Annotated in this window: 17 protein-coding genes; 11 read left to right on the top strand and 6 right to left on the bottom strand. The window is 69.6% G+C overall.

All coding sequences use genetic code 11. The annotated features are described in order from the left end of the window. Positions 1–30 precede the first annotated feature (30 nt). Complete coding sequence (locus NNI01S_RS29050) at positions 31–1,638, bottom strand: PH domain-containing protein (RefSeq protein ID WP_063024002.1); 1,608 nt, start codon at positions 1,636–1,638, stop codon at positions 31–33. Then, positions 1,635–2,132, bottom strand: coding sequence for a PH domain-containing protein (locus tag NNI01S_RS29055; RefSeq protein WP_063024004.1), 498 nt, complete (start codon positions 2,130–2,132; stop codon positions 1,635–1,637). Before NNI01S_RS29055 ends, NNI01S_RS29050 begins: the two co-directional genes overlap by 4 nt. Before the next feature lie 360 nt (positions 2,133–2,492). Here NNI01S_RS29055 and NNI01S_RS29060 point away from each other — a divergent pair, with 360 nt between their 5' ends. From NNI01S_RS29060 to pruA, 4 genes are all read left to right on the top strand, one after another. Beyond that, positions 2,493–5,093, top strand: coding sequence for a bifunctional FO biosynthesis protein CofGH (locus tag NNI01S_RS29060; RefSeq protein WP_063024006.1), 2,601 nt, complete (start codon positions 2,493–2,495; stop codon positions 5,091–5,093). A 297-nt stretch (positions 5,094–5,390) separates the two neighbouring features. Further along, positions 5,391–5,714 carry a ferredoxin gene (fdxA, locus tag NNI01S_RS29065; protein ID WP_014987978.1) on the top strand — a complete coding sequence of 108 codons (324 nt, stop codon included), beginning with the start codon at positions 5,391–5,393 and terminating at the stop codon, positions 5,712–5,714. Beyond that, positions 5,711–6,832 (top strand): succinyldiaminopimelate transaminase, encoded by a 1,122-nt coding sequence (dapC, locus tag NNI01S_RS29070; protein WP_063024008.1) that lies wholly within the window; start codon positions 5,711–5,713, stop codon positions 6,830–6,832. The genes fdxA and dapC overlap by 4 nt, the downstream gene beginning before the upstream one ends. Positions 6,833–6,943: 111 nt before the next feature. Further along, positions 6,944–8,575 (top strand): L-glutamate gamma-semialdehyde dehydrogenase, encoded by a 1,632-nt coding sequence (gene pruA / locus NNI01S_RS29075; RefSeq protein WP_063024010.1) that lies wholly within the window; start codon positions 6,944–6,946, stop codon positions 8,573–8,575. Here the strand turns inward: pruA and NNI01S_RS29080 are convergent, their stop codons facing one another. Next, entirely contained in the window at positions 8,576–9,439 is an 864-nt protein-coding gene (locus NNI01S_RS29080) for an oxygenase MpaB family protein (RefSeq protein WP_063024012.1), read from the bottom strand. It abuts the gene before it with no gap. A 167-nt stretch (positions 9,440–9,606) separates the two neighbouring features. On the opposite strand from NNI01S_RS29080, the gene NNI01S_RS29085 reads away from it, so the two are divergent. Beyond that, complete coding sequence (locus tag NNI01S_RS29085) at positions 9,607–10,239, top strand: TetR/AcrR family transcriptional regulator (protein ID WP_063024014.1); 633 nt, start codon at positions 9,607–9,609, stop codon at positions 10,237–10,239. Positions 10,240–10,244: 5 nt separating this feature from the next. Here the strand turns inward: NNI01S_RS29085 and NNI01S_RS29090 are convergent, their stop codons facing one another. Then, positions 10,245–10,964 carry a hypothetical protein gene (locus NNI01S_RS29090; protein WP_063917717.1) on the bottom strand — a complete coding sequence of 240 codons (720 nt, stop codon included), beginning with the start codon at positions 10,962–10,964 and terminating at the stop codon, positions 10,245–10,247. A gap of 99 nt (positions 10,965–11,063) precedes the next feature. After that, positions 11,064–11,915, bottom strand: coding sequence for an oxygenase MpaB family protein (locus NNI01S_RS29095; protein WP_063024015.1), 852 nt, complete (start codon positions 11,913–11,915; stop codon positions 11,064–11,066). Between the two features lie 137 nt (positions 11,916–12,052). Here NNI01S_RS29095 and NNI01S_RS29100 point away from each other — a divergent pair, with 137 nt between their 5' ends. Beyond that, positions 12,053–13,471 (top strand): acyl-CoA synthetase, encoded by a 1,419-nt coding sequence (locus NNI01S_RS29100; RefSeq protein WP_063024017.1) that lies wholly within the window; start codon positions 12,053–12,055, stop codon positions 13,469–13,471. Positions 13,472–13,514: 43 nt separating this feature from the next. Continuing rightward, entirely contained in the window at positions 13,515–13,889 is a 375-nt protein-coding gene (locus tag NNI01S_RS29105; RefSeq protein ID WP_063024019.1) for a PPOX class F420-dependent oxidoreductase, read from the top strand. 66 nt (positions 13,890–13,955) lie between these two features. Here the strand turns inward: NNI01S_RS29105 and dapD are convergent, their stop codons facing one another. After that, positions 13,956–14,903 (bottom strand): 2,3,4,5-tetrahydropyridine-2,6-dicarboxylate N-succinyltransferase, encoded by a 948-nt coding sequence (gene dapD / locus NNI01S_RS29110; protein WP_084489380.1) that lies wholly within the window; start codon positions 14,901–14,903, stop codon positions 13,956–13,958. A gap of 124 nt (positions 14,904–15,027) precedes the next feature. On the opposite strand from dapD, the gene NNI01S_RS29115 reads away from it, so the two are divergent. The 4 genes from NNI01S_RS29115 to NNI01S_RS29130 all read left to right on the top strand — a co-directional run bounded on the left by NNI01S_RS29115 (position 15,028) and on the right by NNI01S_RS29130 (position 17,991). After that, positions 15,028–15,237 carry a zinc-binding dehydrogenase gene (locus NNI01S_RS29115; protein WP_063024023.1) on the top strand — a complete coding sequence of 70 codons (210 nt, stop codon included), beginning with the start codon at positions 15,028–15,030 and terminating at the stop codon, positions 15,235–15,237. A 146-nt stretch (positions 15,238–15,383) separates the two neighbouring features. Continuing rightward, positions 15,384–16,487: a succinyl-diaminopimelate desuccinylase gene (dapE, locus tag NNI01S_RS29120; RefSeq protein WP_063024083.1), complete on the top strand. Its 1,104-nt coding sequence runs from the start codon at positions 15,384–15,386 to the stop codon at positions 16,485–16,487. A 140-nt stretch (positions 16,488–16,627) separates the two neighbouring features. Further along, complete coding sequence (locus NNI01S_RS29125) at positions 16,628–17,437, top strand: LOG family protein (protein ID WP_063024085.1); 810 nt, start codon at positions 16,628–16,630, stop codon at positions 17,435–17,437. Then, positions 17,431–17,991, top strand: coding sequence for an LOG family protein (locus tag NNI01S_RS29130; protein WP_063024025.1), 561 nt, complete (start codon positions 17,431–17,433; stop codon positions 17,989–17,991). Before NNI01S_RS29125 ends, NNI01S_RS29130 begins: the two co-directional genes overlap by 7 nt. The last annotated feature ends 8 nt before the right edge of the window (positions 17,992–17,999 follow it).

Below are 17,999 nucleotides of genomic sequence, written 5' to 3' on the forward strand. Positions count from 1 at the left end.
CGCGGCAACCGATCAGCGACACCGGGCGGGTCAGCGGGTGCCCGGCAGCCCCGGTGTGACGGCTTCGATGATGTGCCACGCCTCGTCGACGGGCAGGTCGACCACCGCGTAGCGCTTCTTGCCCGCCGCGGTGGCCGCCACCACCGTGGCGACCCCGGCGCGCCGCTGGAAGAAGGTCCGGCGCACCGTCCAGCCGATCAGGCCGGGAGCCTCCAGACAGTCGCGTTCCCGGTCGAGCGATCCCGCGCGCGTGATCAGCCAAGTCGGGCTGGTGGCTGTGCGGGGCAGGACCGCGTGCCCGAGGCCACGGTAACGGTCCTCCGCGAGCGCGAGCGCCACCGGCAGTAGGAGACCGGGAACCAGCCACCACCACAGCGAATAGTGTTCTCCCGCAAGGTGGAAGCAGGCAGGCACCGCGGCGATGAGGACGACCGGGGCGAGTGTGCGGGTGTATCTGCGGCGCCGCGCGGCGGGGCCGTGTGCGACCAGCGGGGCGCTGCCCGGCTCGGGCGCGGCGTGCGGGTCCGATGCTCCAGCGCCGGTGGGTCTCGCATCCGGCCGGACGGGAAGGGCGTCGTCGCGCACCTCGTCCGGGGCGAGCAGATGGCCGAGGGTGTGTTCGACGGCGCTGCGCGGCGCTTGGGGGAGGATCTTCTGCCGGGGCTTCTCCCCGGTCATGATCGCTTCCAGTTCGGCGCCGCCGGCCAGGCGCAGCAGCAGCGGTTCGTTGACCGTCGCTCCGCGCAACCGGGCCCGGTCGAGGGTGATCTGGCGGGTGGTGAACAGGCCGTGGCGCAGCTGCAATGTCTTGCCGTCATCGCGAACGCGCAGCCCGAAATAGGTGGTCAGGTAGTGCGCGCACGCCGCGGCGCTGACCACGAAAACGATGGTGCACAACAGCGCGAACCCCGCCAGCGTCAGGGCGAGTACGCCGCCGTCTTCGACATCGTGCACCGCGTCCGACCGGAACACGATCTCGCCGAGTCCGTACTGCAGCGCGAAGCCGGCGATCGGCGCGACGATCGCGAACCCGGTCAGCGACAGCGGGGCGTAGCGCACCCAAGCCGAACTCCAGTGCCCGATCTCGCGCGCCTGGGTACGTGGGGCGGAAATTTCGCCGGATGGTTTCTCCCGCAATCGGTCTCGATCATCGGCTCGCTCCACCGGATCCGCCGTATGAGCGAGCAGCGCGGTGCGCAAGGGCGGTACCACTCGTGCGTCCAAGGCGTCGAGCTTGAACTGCTCACCCGAATCGGCCTGCTGGCCGGTGCCGATCGCCAGCACCGCGAGTCCGAGCGCGCGGTGTAACAGGTCCGCTTCGATGTCCACCGAGCGAATCCGCGACCGCGGCACCGACAGTTTCTTGCGTTGCAGCAACCCGGTCCGCAGCTCGACGTGGGTGGACCCGACCCGGTAGGTCGTGGTGAACCAGCGGGTCAGCGCGAACCCGACGATCAGCACGATCGGGATGACACTCCATACGTGGTTGCCGCTGCTGGTGCCGAGGATCACCGAGCCGACCAGCACCGGGATGAACTTCACCACCTCGGTGATCGGATGCACCAGCAGCATTCGCTTGTCCAGCCGCTGCCACGGCTGTTCGGCGCGCGGAGCGTCCGCCGCGGCTTCGGCGCTCATGTCGCGTCGCCGCGGTGCTGGGCGGCGATCCTGGTCAGCCGCGTGACGGTCTCCTCGGCGACCGGGAGGTCGAGCGCGGTGATCTCGACAGCGCCCGCGGAGGACGCGGTGGTGACGGTGACCGTCGCCAGGCCGAGCAGGCGTTCGAGCGGCCCGCGTTCGGTGTCGACGGTCTGCACCCGGGATATCGGCGCCACCCGGCTCTCCTGGGTGAGCCAGCCGACCCGGGTGTAGACCGCGTCGTCGGTGACCTCCCAGCGGTGCACGGCGTAGCGCCACCACGGCGCCACCCCGATGTTCAGCACGGCAGGCGCGAGCGCGACCAGGAAGAAGCCGAGCTGCCAGCCCCGATGCGCGGAGTCGAGTACCGCCCACACCAGCAGCGCCGCGAACGGAATCACCCAGGCCAGGGCGGCCTGCGCGCTCCACAGGAGCTTGGCCTTCGGGCTGGGGCGCCAGGCCGGATCGGCCATGATGGTGCGCGGCTGCGGCATGCTGCCAATCGTTGCACGACCGAGTGGCCGCTGTCCCCGTCGATCGTCGGCGGCGCCGCGTACCGGCCGCCGGGTTCGCGGCGCATCAGCCACGGCACGATCACCGGACGCATCACTCCGCACGGCGCGACGGACCTCACCTCTCCACTGCGTGGGAACGGTGGATTCGGCTGCGCTCACCGAGGCTGCCAGCGAGAGCTCGGTGTGGGCGTCGCCCCCGGAATAGCCTCGGCCACCGCACAGTTGTCAACGCTCAACGGCGCTCCACGTCCCCGCGTGGGCTCCGTGGCAAGCGGAGCAGTGGCTCGTCCGCTTCGCCGCAACCAGCACTGGAGGGAGACAGTTCCGGATGTGTAGCGCATGATCGAGGGCGTGACCGACCTACCGAACCCGAGCGTCCCGTCCGCGCCGCCCAGTCCATCGGCCATGCGCCGGGCGCTGCGCAGGGCCCGCGACGGTGTCACGTTGAACGTGGACGAGGCCGCGGTGCTGTTGCACGCGACCGGCGACGATCTCGCCGACCTCTGTCGCAGCGCCGCGCGCGTGCGTGATGCCGGGCTGGCGTCCGCCGGACGCCCCGACACGATCAGTTATTCCCGCAACGTCTTCATCCCGCTGACCCGGCTGTGCCGGGACAAGTGCCACTACTGCACATTCGTCACGGTGCCGGGCAAGCTGCGCGCCGAGGGCAAGGGCATGTTCCTCGAACCCGACGAGGTGCTCGACATCGCTCGCCGCGGCGCCGCGCTCGGCTGCAAGGAGGCGCTGTTCACGCTGGGTGACCGGCCCGAGGACCGCTGGCCGGAGGCCGCGCAGTGGCTCGACGAGCGCGGCTACGACTCGACGCTGGACTACCTGCGCGCCGTGTCGATCATGGTGCTGGAGGAGACCGGCCTGCTGCCGCACCTCAACCCCGGTGTGCTGTCCTGGGAGGAGATCGCGCGGCTCAAGCCGGTGGCGCAGTCCATGGGCATGATGCTGGAGACCACCTCCACCCGGCTGTTCGCCGAGAAGGGCAACTGCCATTACGGCAGCCCTGACAAGGACCCGGCCGTGCGGTTGCGGGCCATCACCGACGCGGGCAGGCTCTCGGTGCCCTACACCACGGGCATCCTGGTCGGCATCGGTGAGACGATGGCCGAGCGGGCCGAGTCGATCATGGCTATTCGCAAGCAGCACAAGGCTTTCGGACATATCCAGGAAGTCATCGTGCAGAACTTCCGCGCCAAGGACGACACCGCCATGCGGGACGTGCCGGACGCGGGCCTGGAGGAATTCCTCGCCACCATCGCCGTCACCCGGGTCCTGCTCGGGCCGGACGTGCCGGTGCAGGCGCCGCCCAACCTGGTCTCGCATGCCGAGTGCCGCGCGCTGATCGAGGCGGGCATCGATGACTGGGGCGGCGTCTCGCCGGTGACGCCCGACCACGTGAACCCGGAGCGGCCGTGGCCGAACCTGGACACCTTGCGGGAGATCACCGAGGCGGCGGGCTATCAGCTGGTCGAGCGGACCTCCGCACACCCGAAGTATGTGCGGGCGGGCAACCCGTGGGTCGACCCGCGGATCGGCGCGCACGTCGCGGCTCTCACCGACCCGGCGACGGGGCTGGCGAAGGAGGACGCGATCCCGGTCGGCCTGCCCTGGCAGGAGCCGGAGGAGTCCTGGGAGTCGGCCGGGCGCGTCGACCTGAACACCGCCATCGACACCGAGGGCCGCAACACCGAGGCCCGCAGTGACGCGGCGCTGGGACAGGACATCGTCGGCGCGTTCGGCGACTGGGACACCATTCGCGAACAGGCGCGCGACCTCGCCGTCACGGCGACGCGGCGGCTGGACGCCGACGTGCTCGCCGCGCTGCGCGCCGCCGAACGCGACCCGGCAGGGCTCAGCGACGCCGAGTACCTCGCGCTGGCCACGGCGGACGGTGCGGAGCTGGACGCGGTGGCCGCGCTGGCCGATCGACTGCGCCGCGACACCGTCGGCGACGACGTCACCTACGTGGTGAACCGAAACATCAACTTCACCAACGTCTGCTACACCGGGTGCCGGTTCTGCGCGTTCGCCCAGCGCAAGGGGGACGCGGACGCGTTCACCCTGAGCACGGAGGAGGTCGCCGACCGGGCCTGGGAGGCCCACGTCGACGGCGCCACCGAGGTGTGCATGCAGGGGGGCATCGACCCCGACCTGCCGGTGACCGGCTATGCGGATCTGGTGCGGGCGGTCAAGCAGCGGGTGCCGTCGATGCATGTGCACGCGTTCAGCCCGATGGAGATCGTGAACGGCGCCTCGCGCGGCGGCCAGAGCGTGCGGGACTGGCTGGTCGCGCTGAAGGAAGCGGGCCTGGACACCATTCCCGGCACCGCCGCGGAGATCCTGGACGACGAGGTGCGCTGGGTGCTCACCAAGGGCAAATTGCCCACCTCGGCGTGGATCGAGGTGATCACCACGGCGCACCAGGTGGGCATCCGGTCCAGCTCGACCATGATGTACGGCCACGTGGACAATCCGAAGCACTGGGTCGGGCATCTGCGCGTGCTGCGCGGCATCCAGGACGAGACCGGCGGGTTCACCGAATTCGTGCTGCTGCCGTTCGTGCACCAGAGCGCGCCGCTGTACCTGGCGGGCGCCGCCCGTCCTGGGCCGACGAACCGGGACAACCGCGCCGCGCACGCGCTGGCCAGGATCATGCTGCACGGCCGGATCCGCAACATCCAGACCAGCTGGGTGAAGCTCGGCACCACCGGGACCCGGGTGATGCTCGACAGCGGGGCCAACGATCTCGGCGGCACGTTGATGGAGGAGACCATCTCCCGGATGGCGGGCTCGCAGCACGGTTCGGCGAAGACCGTCGCCGAACTCGTGGAGATCGCCGCGGGCATCGGGCGACCGGCCCGGGAGCGGACGACCACCTACGGGGTGCCGGAGCACAAGGTGTCGGCGTTGCCGCTGACGGTCGGGTAGCGGTCGAGTTACCAGCGCGACGGGGATCGATTCCGGCCCGCGGTGCGATCGGGTTCTCGATCCGCCGCGGGCGGCCGGACCGGCGTAATGTCCGAACGGGTCACCGGTCCTCCCGTGCTACCTCGCACAACGCGGTCCGCACAGCGTACGGCCGGTGGCGGAGTCGAATTCCCGCCTCGCGTCGGCGTGCGCCATGGCCGAAGTTAGGGCAGGCTGACCAGTAGTAACGTGGGGTGCCGGGATAGGGTTTCGCCGGGCGGACTATCCCGCAGGCGAGGACAGACTAGGAGAGCGGCAGTGCCGTACATCATCGCTGAACCGTGCGTTGACGTGAAGGACAAGGCATGCATCGAGGAATGCCCCGTGGACTGCATCTACGAGGGCGGCCGCATGCTGTACATCCATCCCGACGAGTGCGTGGACTGTGGTGCATGTGAGCCGGTGTGCCCGGTGGAGGCGATCTTCTACGAAGACGACACCCCGGACCAGTGGAGCGGATACGTGAACGCCAACGTCGATTTCTTCGACGAGCTGGGTTCGCCCGGCGGCGCCACCAAGGTCGGCAAGGTCGACTACGACCCGCCGTTCATCAAGGAACTGCCCCCGATGGCGAGTGAATGAGACCTGACGTGTCACCCCGTGGCCGGGTGAGCAGTCTGCTGCCCGATTTTCCCTGGGACACCATTTCTTCGGTGAAGGTTCGAGCGGCCGCCCACCCCGGCGGGATCGTCGATCTGTCCGTCGGCACTCCGGTCGACCCGGTCGACCCGCTGATCCGGACGGCGCTGAACTCCGTCGCCGAGGTGCCGGGTTACCCGACCACGCACGGCACCCCCGAACTCCGCGCGGCCGCGGTCGACGCGCTGAAGCGGCGTTACGGGATCACCGGACTCCAGCCCGCGGCCGTGCTGCCCGCGATCGGCACCAAAGAACTGATCGCGGGTCTGCCCCGGCTGCTCGGACTCGGCGCGGGCGACCTCGTCGTCATCCCCGAGGTCGCCTATCCCACCTACGAGGTCGGTGCGCTGCTGGCGGGCGCCCAGGTGCTGCGCGCCGACGGGCTCACCCGGCTCGGCCCGCAGAACCCGGGGTTGATCTACGTCAACTCGCCGTCCAACCCGACCGGCCGGGTCCTCGGCGTCGATCATCTGCGCAAGGTGGTCGCCTTCGCCCGCGAGCGCGGCGCGATCGTCGCCTCCGACGAGTGCTACCTGGGACTTGCGTGGGAGGGCCGAGCGGTCTCCTTGCTCGATCCCGAAGTATGCGAGGGCGACCACACCAACCTGCTGGCCGTGCACTCGCTGTCCAAGACCTCCAATCTGGCCAGCTACCGCGCGGGCTTCGTGACGGGCGACCCGGCGCTGATCGCCGAGCTGCTCGAAGTGCGCAAGCACGCGGGCATGATGGTGCCGTTCCCGATCCAGGCCGCGATGACGGCCGCGCTCAGCGACGACGCGCACGAGGCGCGCCAGCGCGAGCGGTACCGCGCCCGCCGCGACGTGCTGCGGAAGGCGCTGGAGGGCGCGGGTTTCCGGATCGATCACTCCGAGGCGGGCCTGTATCTGTGGTCCACGCGCGGAGAGTCCTGCCGGACCACTTTGGACTGGCTGGCCGAACGCGGCATCCTCGCCGCCCCGGGCGACTTCTACGGTCCCGGCGCGAGCGAGCACGTGCGGATCGCGCTCACCGCGACCGACGAGCGGATCGCGGCGGCGGCCGAACGCCTGGCCGCGGGCTGACCAGGAACCTTCCGGTCGCTGCCGGTCCAGCGGCCTCGCTCGATCGGTGGTCTCCCTGATCCGGGTGTGTCGGCGCCCGCGCGCGCCCGGTCTGGCGAGCTAGCCTGAGGTATGGACGCTGTCACGGTTGTCCCCACGCCCGGCAACGAGCCGGTGCACTCCTACGCGCCGGGAAGCCCGGAACGAGAGCTATTGCTCGGCAAACTCACCGAGCTGTCCGCCGAGCCGGTCGAGGTACCGCTGGTGATCGGGGGCAAGCACCGCCCCGGCATCGGTGAACGGCACGAGATCGTCACACCGCACCGGCATCGGCACGTCCTGGGGACCTACACCGACACCACGCATTCGGAAGCGCACGCGGCCATCGACGCCGCGATGACGGCCGCCCCGGGATGGCGGGCCCTGCCGTTCGAGGAACGCGCCGCGGTGCTGCTGCGAGCCGCCGACCTGCTGGCCGGGCCGTGGCGGGAGACGGTCGCGGCGGCCACCATGCTCGGGCAGTCGAAAACGGTCCAGCAGGCCGAGATCGACGCGCCGTGCGAGCTGGTCGACTTCTGGCGCTTCAACGTCGCGTTCGCGCGGGGAATATTGGAGCAGCAGCCGCAGTCCAGCGCCGGAGTGTGGAACCGGATGGACTATCGGCCGCTGGAAGGATTCGTCTACGCCATCACGCCGTTCAACTTCACCGCGATCGCCGGGAATCTGCCGACCGCGCCCGCGCTGATGGGCAATACGGTGGTGTGGAAACCCGCACCGACGCAGACGCTGTCGGCTTTCTACACGATGCGGCTGCTGGAGGCGGCCGGCCTGCCGCCCGGGGTGATCAACATGGTCACCGGTGACGGGGTGCAGCTGTCGGAGGTGGCGTTGGCCGATCCGCGGCTGGCCGGTATTCACTTCACCGGTTCCACCACGACGTTCCAGTATCTCTGGCAGCGGGTCGGCGCGAATGTCAGCCGCTATCACGGCTATCCGCGCCTGGTGGGGGAGACCGGCGGCAAGGACTTCATCGTCGCGCACTCCTCGGCCGACCCTGCCGCGCTGCGCACCGCCCTGATTCGCGGAGCCTACGAGTATCAGGGCCAGAAGTGCTCGGCGGCCTCGCGCGCCTATATCGCGCGGTCGGTCTGGCGCGCGATGGGCGACGAGTTCCTGCACGACGCAGGCGAACTGAGTTACGGCGATGTCGCTGATCTGACGAATTTCGGTGGGGCGCTGATCGATCAGCGCGCGTACGACAAAAACGTGGCGGCCATCCGGCGCGCCGTCGACGCGGGTGTCACCATCCCGGTCGGCGGGACCTATGACGACCGCGAAGGCTGGTTCGTCCGGCCCACCGTTTTCCTGGCCGACAACCCGCACGACGAATCTTTCTGCACCGAATACTTCGGGCCGATCCTGTCGGTGTATGTCTACGACGACACCCAACCGGGCTCCTACAGCGCGATATTGGCCGAAGTCGAGGCGGCGGCGCCTTACGCGCTGACCGGCGCGGTGTTCGCGCAGGACCGGTACGCGATCGAAGAGGCCGACGCCGCATTGCGATTCGCGGCAGGCAACTTCTACGTCAACGACAAGCCCACGGGTGCGGTGGTGGGGCAGCAGCCGTTCGGCGGGGCGCGCGCCTCCGGCACCGACGACAAGGCGGGCTCGCCGTTGAACCTCTTGCGCTGGGTCGCGCCGCGGACGATCAAGGAGACCTTCGTGCCTCCGGTCGAGTACCGCTACCCGCACCAGGGGTGACTACACCAGCGGCTTGCCGGACCGCAGCCGCCTGCGCAGGTCGACGTGATAGGCGTTGAGCGGAAACATCCGGGCCGACTGCGGCAGGCGCCGGTGCACGGCACCGATGGCCCGCAGCAGCCGGTCCAGACGGCGCTGATCGCGATCGGTCCAGGTCATGCCCATCTCGTCGCGCAGGTGCTGCGGAAGCAGGCCGGTGACGATGAAGCGCTGCAACCCGGCGAAGACCACCTGCACCGGGCGCGGCATCATCTTCAGGTCGATCAGGCCGTTGAAGTAGTCCCGCAGCTCCGGTTCGATGCCGCGCAGCTTCAGGTTCTCGTCCCAGTACCGCTGGAACGCAGCGCGGTCGGCCGGCCACATCTCCGGCCGCATCTGCAGGGTGGTGCCCAACCGCGCGGCGTAGGTGTAGAAGGCATCGGCGGTGGCGGGATCCATCGGGCCGTGCATCCGGGTGTAGAGGTCGTCGATGCCCCAGTACAGGCAGGCTGCGACCCACAGCTGCAGGTTCGGGTCGAAGGCGTTGTACTTCACCGGGCTCGCCGCCGTGGAGCGCACCGACCGGTGCGACACGTTGACGGCCTCGCGGTAGGCCTCGCGCTCGGTGTCCGACCCGAGCAGCGCGACGGCGATATAGGTCAGGGTGGTGCGCAGCCGCTTGATCGGATGCAGGGTGACCTTGCCGCTGTCGACGGTGCTCTCCAGGACGCCGCGGCCGACCGGGCGCAGGCTCAGCTGCATGATGACGTTGGCGGCGCCGCCGAGGAAGGCGGCGATGCCGTCCACGTACTCCGTGACGGTCTCCGGGGTGAGGGTCTGGCTCGGGTCCGGCTCGTGTTCGGCGGTGCGCAGCGGCGCGGTCATCGTCGACCTCGTCTTTCCTGTCCGCCCGATCCCGGAGAATCGGTCGATGAGAAGATTATGCCCTAACGTTCTCATCGACTCCCGGCACTGTCAATGCAGGCGTTCGGTAGTGAAGGTATGCAATGCTGAAAGTGTCATCGTTTCGCTATCGCGGATAGGGTTGAGCTATGGCCAGGCTGACCAGACTGCTGCCGCTGGTGCGCAGCGCTGCCCCGGAAGATCGCAACCAGGCGCGGGTATTGGACGCGGCGCTGCTGGCGTTTCTCGACTTCGGTATCAAGCGCACCAGCATGGTGGAGGTCGCGCGCCGCGGCGGATTGTCCCTGGCCACGCTCTACCGCCGCTTCGCGAGCAAATCCGATCTGATCCGGGCCGTGGGGCTACGGCAGACTCGCGATTTCATCGAGGAGGTCGACGCCGCGCTCCAGCGCCAAGTGGACCGGAACGCGAGCGCCGAGGACCAGATCGTCGAGCTGTTCGCCGCGTTCATCAACGGGTTGCGCGGAAACCGGCTGATCCACCGGCTGCTGGCCACCGAGCCCGAATTGGTGCTGCCCTACCTCACCACCCAGGGAGCCCCGGTCATCGAACTCGGCCGGGACTACCTCGCCGAATTCATCACCCGCTTGCAGCGGGAAGGCAAACTGCCGGAATACGATCCGGAGCCGTTGGCCGAGATGATCGCCCGCACCGCGCTGTCCCTGGCGCTGACGCCGCAGACCGTCATCCCGCTCGGCGACGACGCGTCGATACGGCAGTTCGCGCGCGACCACGTCGTAGTGTCGTTCCGGGTGCGCTGACCGGCTCAGCGGTACCGGCCTCGTCCGAGGATCATCGCCCCCAGCGCGGCCATGACGTCCGCGGTCTGGTCGGCCGCGGTGCCGCGGGTTTGCGCGGTGACCGCGAAACCGGGACCGTAGGACGCCGAGGCGACCTCCGGCTCGCCGAAATCCGACCAGCCCCACTTGGTGCCCTGCACGAACGGCCACCTGGCGGTGCCCCAGTCCTGTTCGGTGCCGTCTCGGGCCGTCGATCCCGCCGCGGCCATCCATTCGAAGATCGGTGATCCCGGGTCCGTGCGGAGTTTGGCGGCGAGGAAGTCCGACACGTCCGCGGTGCTGGTGGCCCCGGCGCCCCAGCTCGGCCCGGGCACCGTCTCGTGCAGGCCGTACTCGGCGGCGATGGCGGCGATAGCCTCGGGATACTTGGCCTCCATCTCGGTCGCCGCTCCGTCATCGGAGTAGCGAATCATTTGCTCACCCAGGATGCGGTCCTCGGGTGAGCCGTCGCCGTGGCGCAAGGCGTAATCGGCCAAGAAGAGTTTGGACAGCGACAGGCTCGCGCGCGACTCGTGTTCGTTCGCCGTGCCCCAGCCGATGCCGATCGACGTGCGCACCGAGATCGCTGTGCGCGGCGGAACGGCGGCCACCTCGGTCTCTGCCGTCGGCTCGGCGCAGGCGACCGGCGGGGACAGTGCCAGGAACGCCCCCGCGACGAGCGCGGTCGTCGTCATTCGAAAGCGCATCTTCTCCTCCTGGCTCGCGACGGCGGCGGTCCGTCGATCGGGCGGATGCTCTGCGATTGCCCAGTGTTTGCTGTACGAAACGGCGTGCGTCGCGTTCGCTTACACCAGGCGCAGGCCGAGCAACCGCCGGACGCGCATGTCGAGGAGGTAGGCGTTCAACGGGAAGGCGCGGACCGGCCGCGGCAGCCGGGACTGCGTGGCCCCGACCGCGCGCAGGATGTGGCCGAGCACGCGCTCGTCGCGCTCGGTCCAGGTCATGCCCATCTCCTCGCGCAGATGCCGGGGCAGCAGGCCGGTCACGAAGAAGCGGTGCAGGCGCCCCAATGCCAGCTGTGCCGGTCGCGGGAACATGCGCAGATCGATGAGGCCGTCGAAATAGGCGCGGATCGCCGGATCGATGCTGGTCTTCGCGAGGTGCGCGGCCCAGTACTCGTCGAAGGCTCGACGGTCGGCAGGCCACATCGCCTCCGGCATCTGGAGGGTGGTGCCGAGCCGGGCGCTCAGGTGGTAGAAGGCATCGGCCGTGGCCTCGTCCATCGGGCCGTGCATGCGCTCGTACAGATCCCGCGCGCCCCAGTGCAGGCAGGCCGCGACCCAGAGTTGCAGCTCGGGGTCGAAGGCGTTGTAGCGCACCGGACTCGACGAGGTCGAGTGGACCGGACGATGCGAGACGTTCACCGCCTCGCGGTAGACGGCGCGCTCCTCGTCGGTGCCGAGCATCGCCACGGAGAGGTAGGTCAGGGTGGTGCGCAGTCGTTTGACCGGATGGAGCATGACGTTTCCGCTGTGGACCGTGCTCTCCAGCACGCCGTAGCCGACGGGCGGAGTGCTCAGCTGCATGATGACGTTGGCGACCCCTCCGAACAGGCCGGCCACGCCGTCGATGTACTGCCCGATGTCGAAGGAGTCCGGCGGTTCGGGGCGATGCGTCGCGGGAAGTGGCCTGGTCATCGTCGACCTCGCAGTGCTGAGAGAGCTGTGCGATAACGGTCTCACCACGTCAGCGGGGGTGTCAACCGTCACATGCCCGCCCGGTTCGGGCGGGACGCCGCTACTTCGCCGCCGACCTGGCGAAGTAGCGTGAGCGGATGTCGTTCGGTCCGCCGCTGCTGCTCAGTTCCCTGAACCCGCTCGCCGTCGCAGGCGGAGCGGACATCCCCGACGCCGTCACCATCGACGGGGCGACCCTCTCGCGCAGCGACCTGCTGGGCGCGGCAACTTCGGTGGCCGAACGCATCGCGCGCGCGGACCGGGTGGCGGTGCTGGCCGAGCCGACCGTGGAGACCGTGCTGGCGGTGGTCGGCTGCCTCATCGCGGGCGTCACGGTGGTGCCGGTGCCGCCGGACTCCGGCGCCGCGGAGCGGGCGCACATCCTCGCCGACTCGGGCGCCCAGGCGTGGCTGGGCAAGGCGCCGGAGGGCACCGGCCTGCCCGTGGTGCCGGTGCGCAGGCATGCCAAATCGTGGCATACCTATCCCGAGCCCGGCCCGGCTGCCACGGCTTTCGTGCTGTACACCTCCGGAACCACGGGTCTGCCCAAGGGTGTGCTGCTCAGCCGGGGCGCGATCGCCGCCGGTCTGGACGCCCTCGCCGAGGCATGGGCGTGGACCGCGAGCGACACTCTGGTTCACGGACTTCCGCTGTTCCACGTGCACGGCCTCATCCTCGGCGTGCTGGGCCCGTTACGCGTGGGCAGTCCGCTGATCCACACCGGCAAGCCGACACCGCAGGCCTACGCGGCGGCCGAGGGCTCGCTGTACTTCGGTGTGCCGACCGTCTGGTCTCGGCTGGTCGAGGACCCGGATTCGGCCGGGCAGTTGGCCGGCGCGCGGTTGCTGGTCTCCGGTAGCGCGCCGCTGCCGGTGCCGGTGTTCGAACGGCTGCGCGAGCTGACCGGGCACGCGCCGGTCGAGCGGTACGGCATGAGCGAGACCATGATCACGCTGTCCACCCGGGCCGACGGCGAGCGCAGGCCGGGCTGGGTCGGCACGCCGGTGCGCGGCGTGCGCACCCGCCTCCGCGACGAGTCCGGCGCCCTGGTCCCGCACGACGGCGAGAGCATCGGCGGTCTCGAGGTCTCCGGGCCCATGTTCTTCGACGGCTACCTGAACCGCCCGGAGGCGACCGCGCAGACCTGGACCGCGGACGGGTGGTTCCGGACCGGTGACGTCGCCGTCATCGATGGGGAGGGCTTCCACCGCATCGTCGGCCGGGAATCGGTGGACCTGATCAAGTCCGGTGGCTACCGGGTCGGCGCGGGTGAGGTCGAGACGGCGCTGCTCGGTCATCCCGCGGTCGCGGAGGCCGCGGTGGTCGGCCTGCCCGACGACGACCTCGGCCAGCGCATCACCGCCTTCGTCGTACTGCGCGGCGCTGCGACCGAACGCGAGCTGATCGACCATGTGGCGGGGGACCTTTCGGTGCACAAACGCCCGCGCGAGATCCGGGTGGTCGACGCCCTGCCGCGCAACGCCATGGGCAAGGTGCAGAAGAAGCAGCTGAGCTGACGGGGATTGACCTCGAGTCAGGTAGAGGTTCTACGGTCGGCGCATGACTTCCACCCTGACGCCCGAACAGATCGACTACCTGCACACCCAGCGCCTGGGCCGGCTGGCCACCGTGCGACCCGACGGCACACCGCAGAACAACCCGGTCGGCTTCCGCTACAACGCCGACCTCGGCACGATCGACATCGCGGGCTGGAACATGGGCGCGTCCTGGAAATTTCGCAACCTCGCCACCAACGACCGCGTCGCGTTCGTCGTCGACGACGTGGCGTCGGTCCAGCCGTGGCGCGTCCGCTGCCTGGAGATCCGCGGCACCGCCGAAGCACTCACCGACGTCGACCCCTACATCTCCGGCGTCTCCCGCGAAATGATCCGCATCCACCCCCACCGAGTAATCGCCTTCGGCCTCGAAACCTAGCGAGTGGCACATGGCTGCGGCGAAGTGCGAGAAGAGCTCTCGGCCACGCGCCACTCGCGGAGGTGGTCAGTCGTTGGCGTGGAGGTCGGCGTTGAGTTCGATGCCGGTGCCTTTACGTGGGACGACCTGGACGGCGCCGGTGGTGGAGTTGCGGCGGAACAGGAGGTTGTCGCGGCCGGCCAGTTCGGCCGCTTTGACAAGGGTGCCGTCGGGGGTGGTGACCTTGGTGCCCGCGGTGAGGTAGAGGCCGGCTTCCACCACGCAGTCGTTGCCGAGGGGGATGCCGAGACCGGAGTTCGCGCCGAGCAGTGACCGTTCGCCGATGGAGATGACCGTGGTGCCGCCGCCGGACAGGGTGCCCATGGTGGAGGCGCCGCCGCCGATGTCGGAGCCGTCGCCGACCACGACGCCCGCGGAGATACGGCCCTCGACCATGGACGCGCCGAGAGTGCCCGCGTTGAAGTTCACGAAGCCCTCGTGCATCACGGTGGTGCCGGAGGCCAGGTGCGCGCCGAGACGGACCCGGTCCGCGTCACCGATGCGGACGCCGGAGGGCAGTACGTAGTCGACCATGCGCGGGAACTTGTCCACGCTGTACACCGTGACCGGGCCGCGGGCGCGCAGCTTGGCGCGGGTGGCCTCGAAGCCCTCGACCGCGGCGGGGCCGTGGTTGGTCCACACCACGTTGGTGAGCAGGCCGAACTGGCCGTCCAGGCTCACCTCGTGCGGCTTGACCAGGCGGTGCGAGAGCAGATGCAGCCGCAGGTAGACGTCGTGCGCGTCGACGGGGGCGGCGGCCAGGTCGGCGATCGTGGTGTGCACCGCGATCACGTCGACCCCGCGCGCGTCGTCGAAGCCGAGCAGCGCCGCGTACTCGGCGGGCGCCTCGTCCAGGCGCTTGGTGCCGGTCTCGGCGAACTCGCCGAGCTGCGGGTTCGGGTACCACGTGTCCAGCACGGTCCCGTCCGCGGTCACATTGGCGATACCGATTGCTGCTGCTCCCTGGATGCTCACGGCCTAGAGATTACCGATCCGCGCCGGACAACGGTGCGGCTGCTCCAGCCGGTGCGTTTGCTCGGCCGCGCTGGATCCGCCGCGGCGTCGACCGGGCCTGTGCCGCGGCACGGACGGTCGGACGATGTGGCGTGCGGGTGTCTGCTCGATCAGCGTGGCGGTGGCGCACCCGAAGCGGTTGGCCGGTAGCGCCGCCCGCGCTCTGGCGCTCGTCGCGGACGGGTCGGTGCGTATCGATGTCACCGCCGAATACGCTCTCGACGACGTCGAGACCGCGATCGCGAACCTGGCCGACGGACGGACCCGTGGGAAGAGCGTCGTCCGCGTCGGGTGAACCCGGGTCGTCGCTTCGGGAGCATCCCGTCGCGGACTTCGCCGGATGGGTGAGCCGCGCCGCGAGTGATGGCGTCGGCGAGGAGGGCGCGGTGTCAGGGTGCCGGTTTGCTGGCGTCGCGGGCACGCGGTCGTAGGGTGGAGCGCGTGACCATCGACCTGCATGCCGACCCGATCACACTGACCGCCGCACTCGTCGACATCCCGAGCGTCTCGCGCGACGAGGCGGCCATCACCGACGTGGTGGAGCGGGCGCTGCGCGAGCAGACGACGGGCTTCGAAATCCTCCGGCACGGGAACGTGGTGCTGGCCCGCACCCACCGCGGGCTGCCCACCCGGGTGATCCTGGCCGGGCATCTCGACACCGTCCCGATCGCCGACAACGTGCCCGGCCGGTTCGAGGTGAACGCGGCCGGTGAGCGGGTCTTCTACGGCTGCGGCTCGGTGGACATGAAATCCGGCGACGCGGTCTTCCTGCACCTGGCCGCGACGGTCGCCGACCCGGTGCACGATCTGACCCTGATCTTCTATGACGGCGAGGAGATCGCCGCCGAGTTCAACGGCCTCGGGCACATCGAGCGCGATCTGCCCGAGTGGCTCACCGGCGACCTCGCCGTACTCGGCGAACCGTCCGGCGGCTGGATCGAGGCCGGTTGCCAGGGCGTGCTGCGGGTCGAGCTGCGTACCTCCGGCGTGCGCGCGCATTCGGCGCGAGCGTGGCTGGGCGACAACGCGATTCACCGGCTCGCCCCGATCCTGCAGCGGCTGGCCGACTATCGCGCGCGGGAAGTGGACATCGACGGCTGCGTCTATCGCGAGGGTCTGTCCGCGGTCCGCGTCGAAGGCGGGGTGGCGGGCAATGTCGTGCCGGATGCCGCCGAGCTGGAGGTCAACTTCCGTTTCGCGCCCGACCGCACCATCGACCGAGCCGTGGAGCACGTGCGCGAGGTCTTCGCCGGGCTGGAGCTGTCTTTCGAGGTCATCGACGCGGCCCCGGGTGCGCTGCCCGGGCTGACGGCCCCTGCGGCCAAGGACCTGATCGCGTCGGTGCAGCGCCAGGGCGGCGGCGGTGTGCGCGCGAAGTACGGCTGGACCGACGTCTCGCGTTTCGCGGCCCGCGGGATTCCGGCCGTCAATTTCGGTCCCGGCGATCCCAACCTCGCGCACAAGCGCGACGAGCACGTCCCCGTGGATCAGATCACCGCGGTCACCGCCATGCTGCGCAGCTACTTGAGCGGCACTCCGGACTGAACGGCTCGGCGCAGGTCCGAATCGTGACGTGCGGCGCGAGATTGCGACCGAGTCTCGCCGTCCCTGCGGCCGGCTGAACGTCGGACGACTTCTCCCGTCCAGCCCGTGAGTCCCCCTTGCCGGGCGGTAGCGTGGAACGCATGTCCACCGACGCCGCGGACCGCGAGGTCACCCACAAGCCGAAGTCGACACCGAAGTTCCGCGGCCCGATCATGTTCCGCCGCGAGCGGGCGGACGGTGTGAGCACCGCCGACCGGAACTTGCTGGACAAGCGCGGCGACACCGACTGGGTACACACCGATCCCTGGCGTGTGCTGCGGATCCAAGCCGAGTTCGTCGAAGGCTTCGGTGCGCTCGCCGAGGTGCCGCGCGCGGTGACCGTCTTCGGTTCCGCGCGCACGTCCACCGACCATCCGGAGTACCAGGCCGGCCGCGCCATCGGCGCCGCGCTGGCACGAGCGGGTTTCGCGGTGATCACCGGTGGCGGTCCCGGTGCGATGGAGGCGGCCAATCGGGGCGCGTGTGAGGCGGGCGGCTACTCGATCGGCCTCGGTATCGAGCTGCCGTTCGAGCAGAGCCTCAACGACTGGGTGGATCTGGGCATCAATTTCCGGTACTTCTTCGTCCGCAAGACGATGTTCGTGAAGTACTCGCAGGCGTTCATCTGCCTGCCCGGCGGTTTCGGCACGCTCGACGAGTTGTTCGAGGCGTTGACGCTGGTGCAGACGCACAAGATCACCCGATTCCCGATCATCCTGTTCGGCACCAGGTACTGGTCCGGGCTGGTCGATTGGTTGCGCGATTCGCTCGGCGGCTCGGGCAAGATATCCCCGGGCGACCTCGGCCTGCTGCACGTGACCGACAGCGTCGAAGAGGTCGTGCACATCATCCAGGCCGCCGCGGAGGCGGGCGGCGCCGAGGATGCGATCGGGACGGAGGATCAGTGGTGAGCGATCGGCCTTTCGCCGTCTGCGTCTACTGCTCGGCGAGCACGACCGACCAGGACTACCTCTCGCTGGCCGCCCGGGTGGGCACCGAGATCGCACGGCGCGGTTGGCAACTGGTGTCCGGCGGCGGGCATGTCTCGATGATGGGCGCGGTCGCCACCGCGGCGCGCGCGGGCGGCGCGAACACCATCGGTGTGATCCCGAAGCACCTGGTGCACCGGGAGGTCGCCGACGTCGACGCCGACGAGCTGGTCGTCACCGACACCATGCGCCAGCGCAAGCAGGTGATGGAGGACCGCGCCGACGCCTTCCTCACCTTGCCCGGCGGCATCGGCACGTTGGAGGAGTTCTTCGAGACCTGGACCGGCGGTTATCTGGGACAGCACGAGAAGCCTGTCGTTGTGCTGGATCCCAATGGCTTCTTTCGCGGTTTGTTCTCCTGGCTGGACGAGCTGTACGAGCGGAAGTTCGTGCCCCAGACAGCCTTGTCCCGCATTACCGTGGTGACCGATCTCCCGTCCGCCTTCGCGGCACTGGAGGCGCCGCCCACCCAGTGAGGAGAGCT

This window comes from Nocardia niwae NBRC 108934 = DSM 45340 (assembly GCF_001613465.1).
Lineage (GTDB): Bacteria > Actinomycetota > Actinomycetes > Mycobacteriales > Mycobacteriaceae > Nocardia > Nocardia niwae.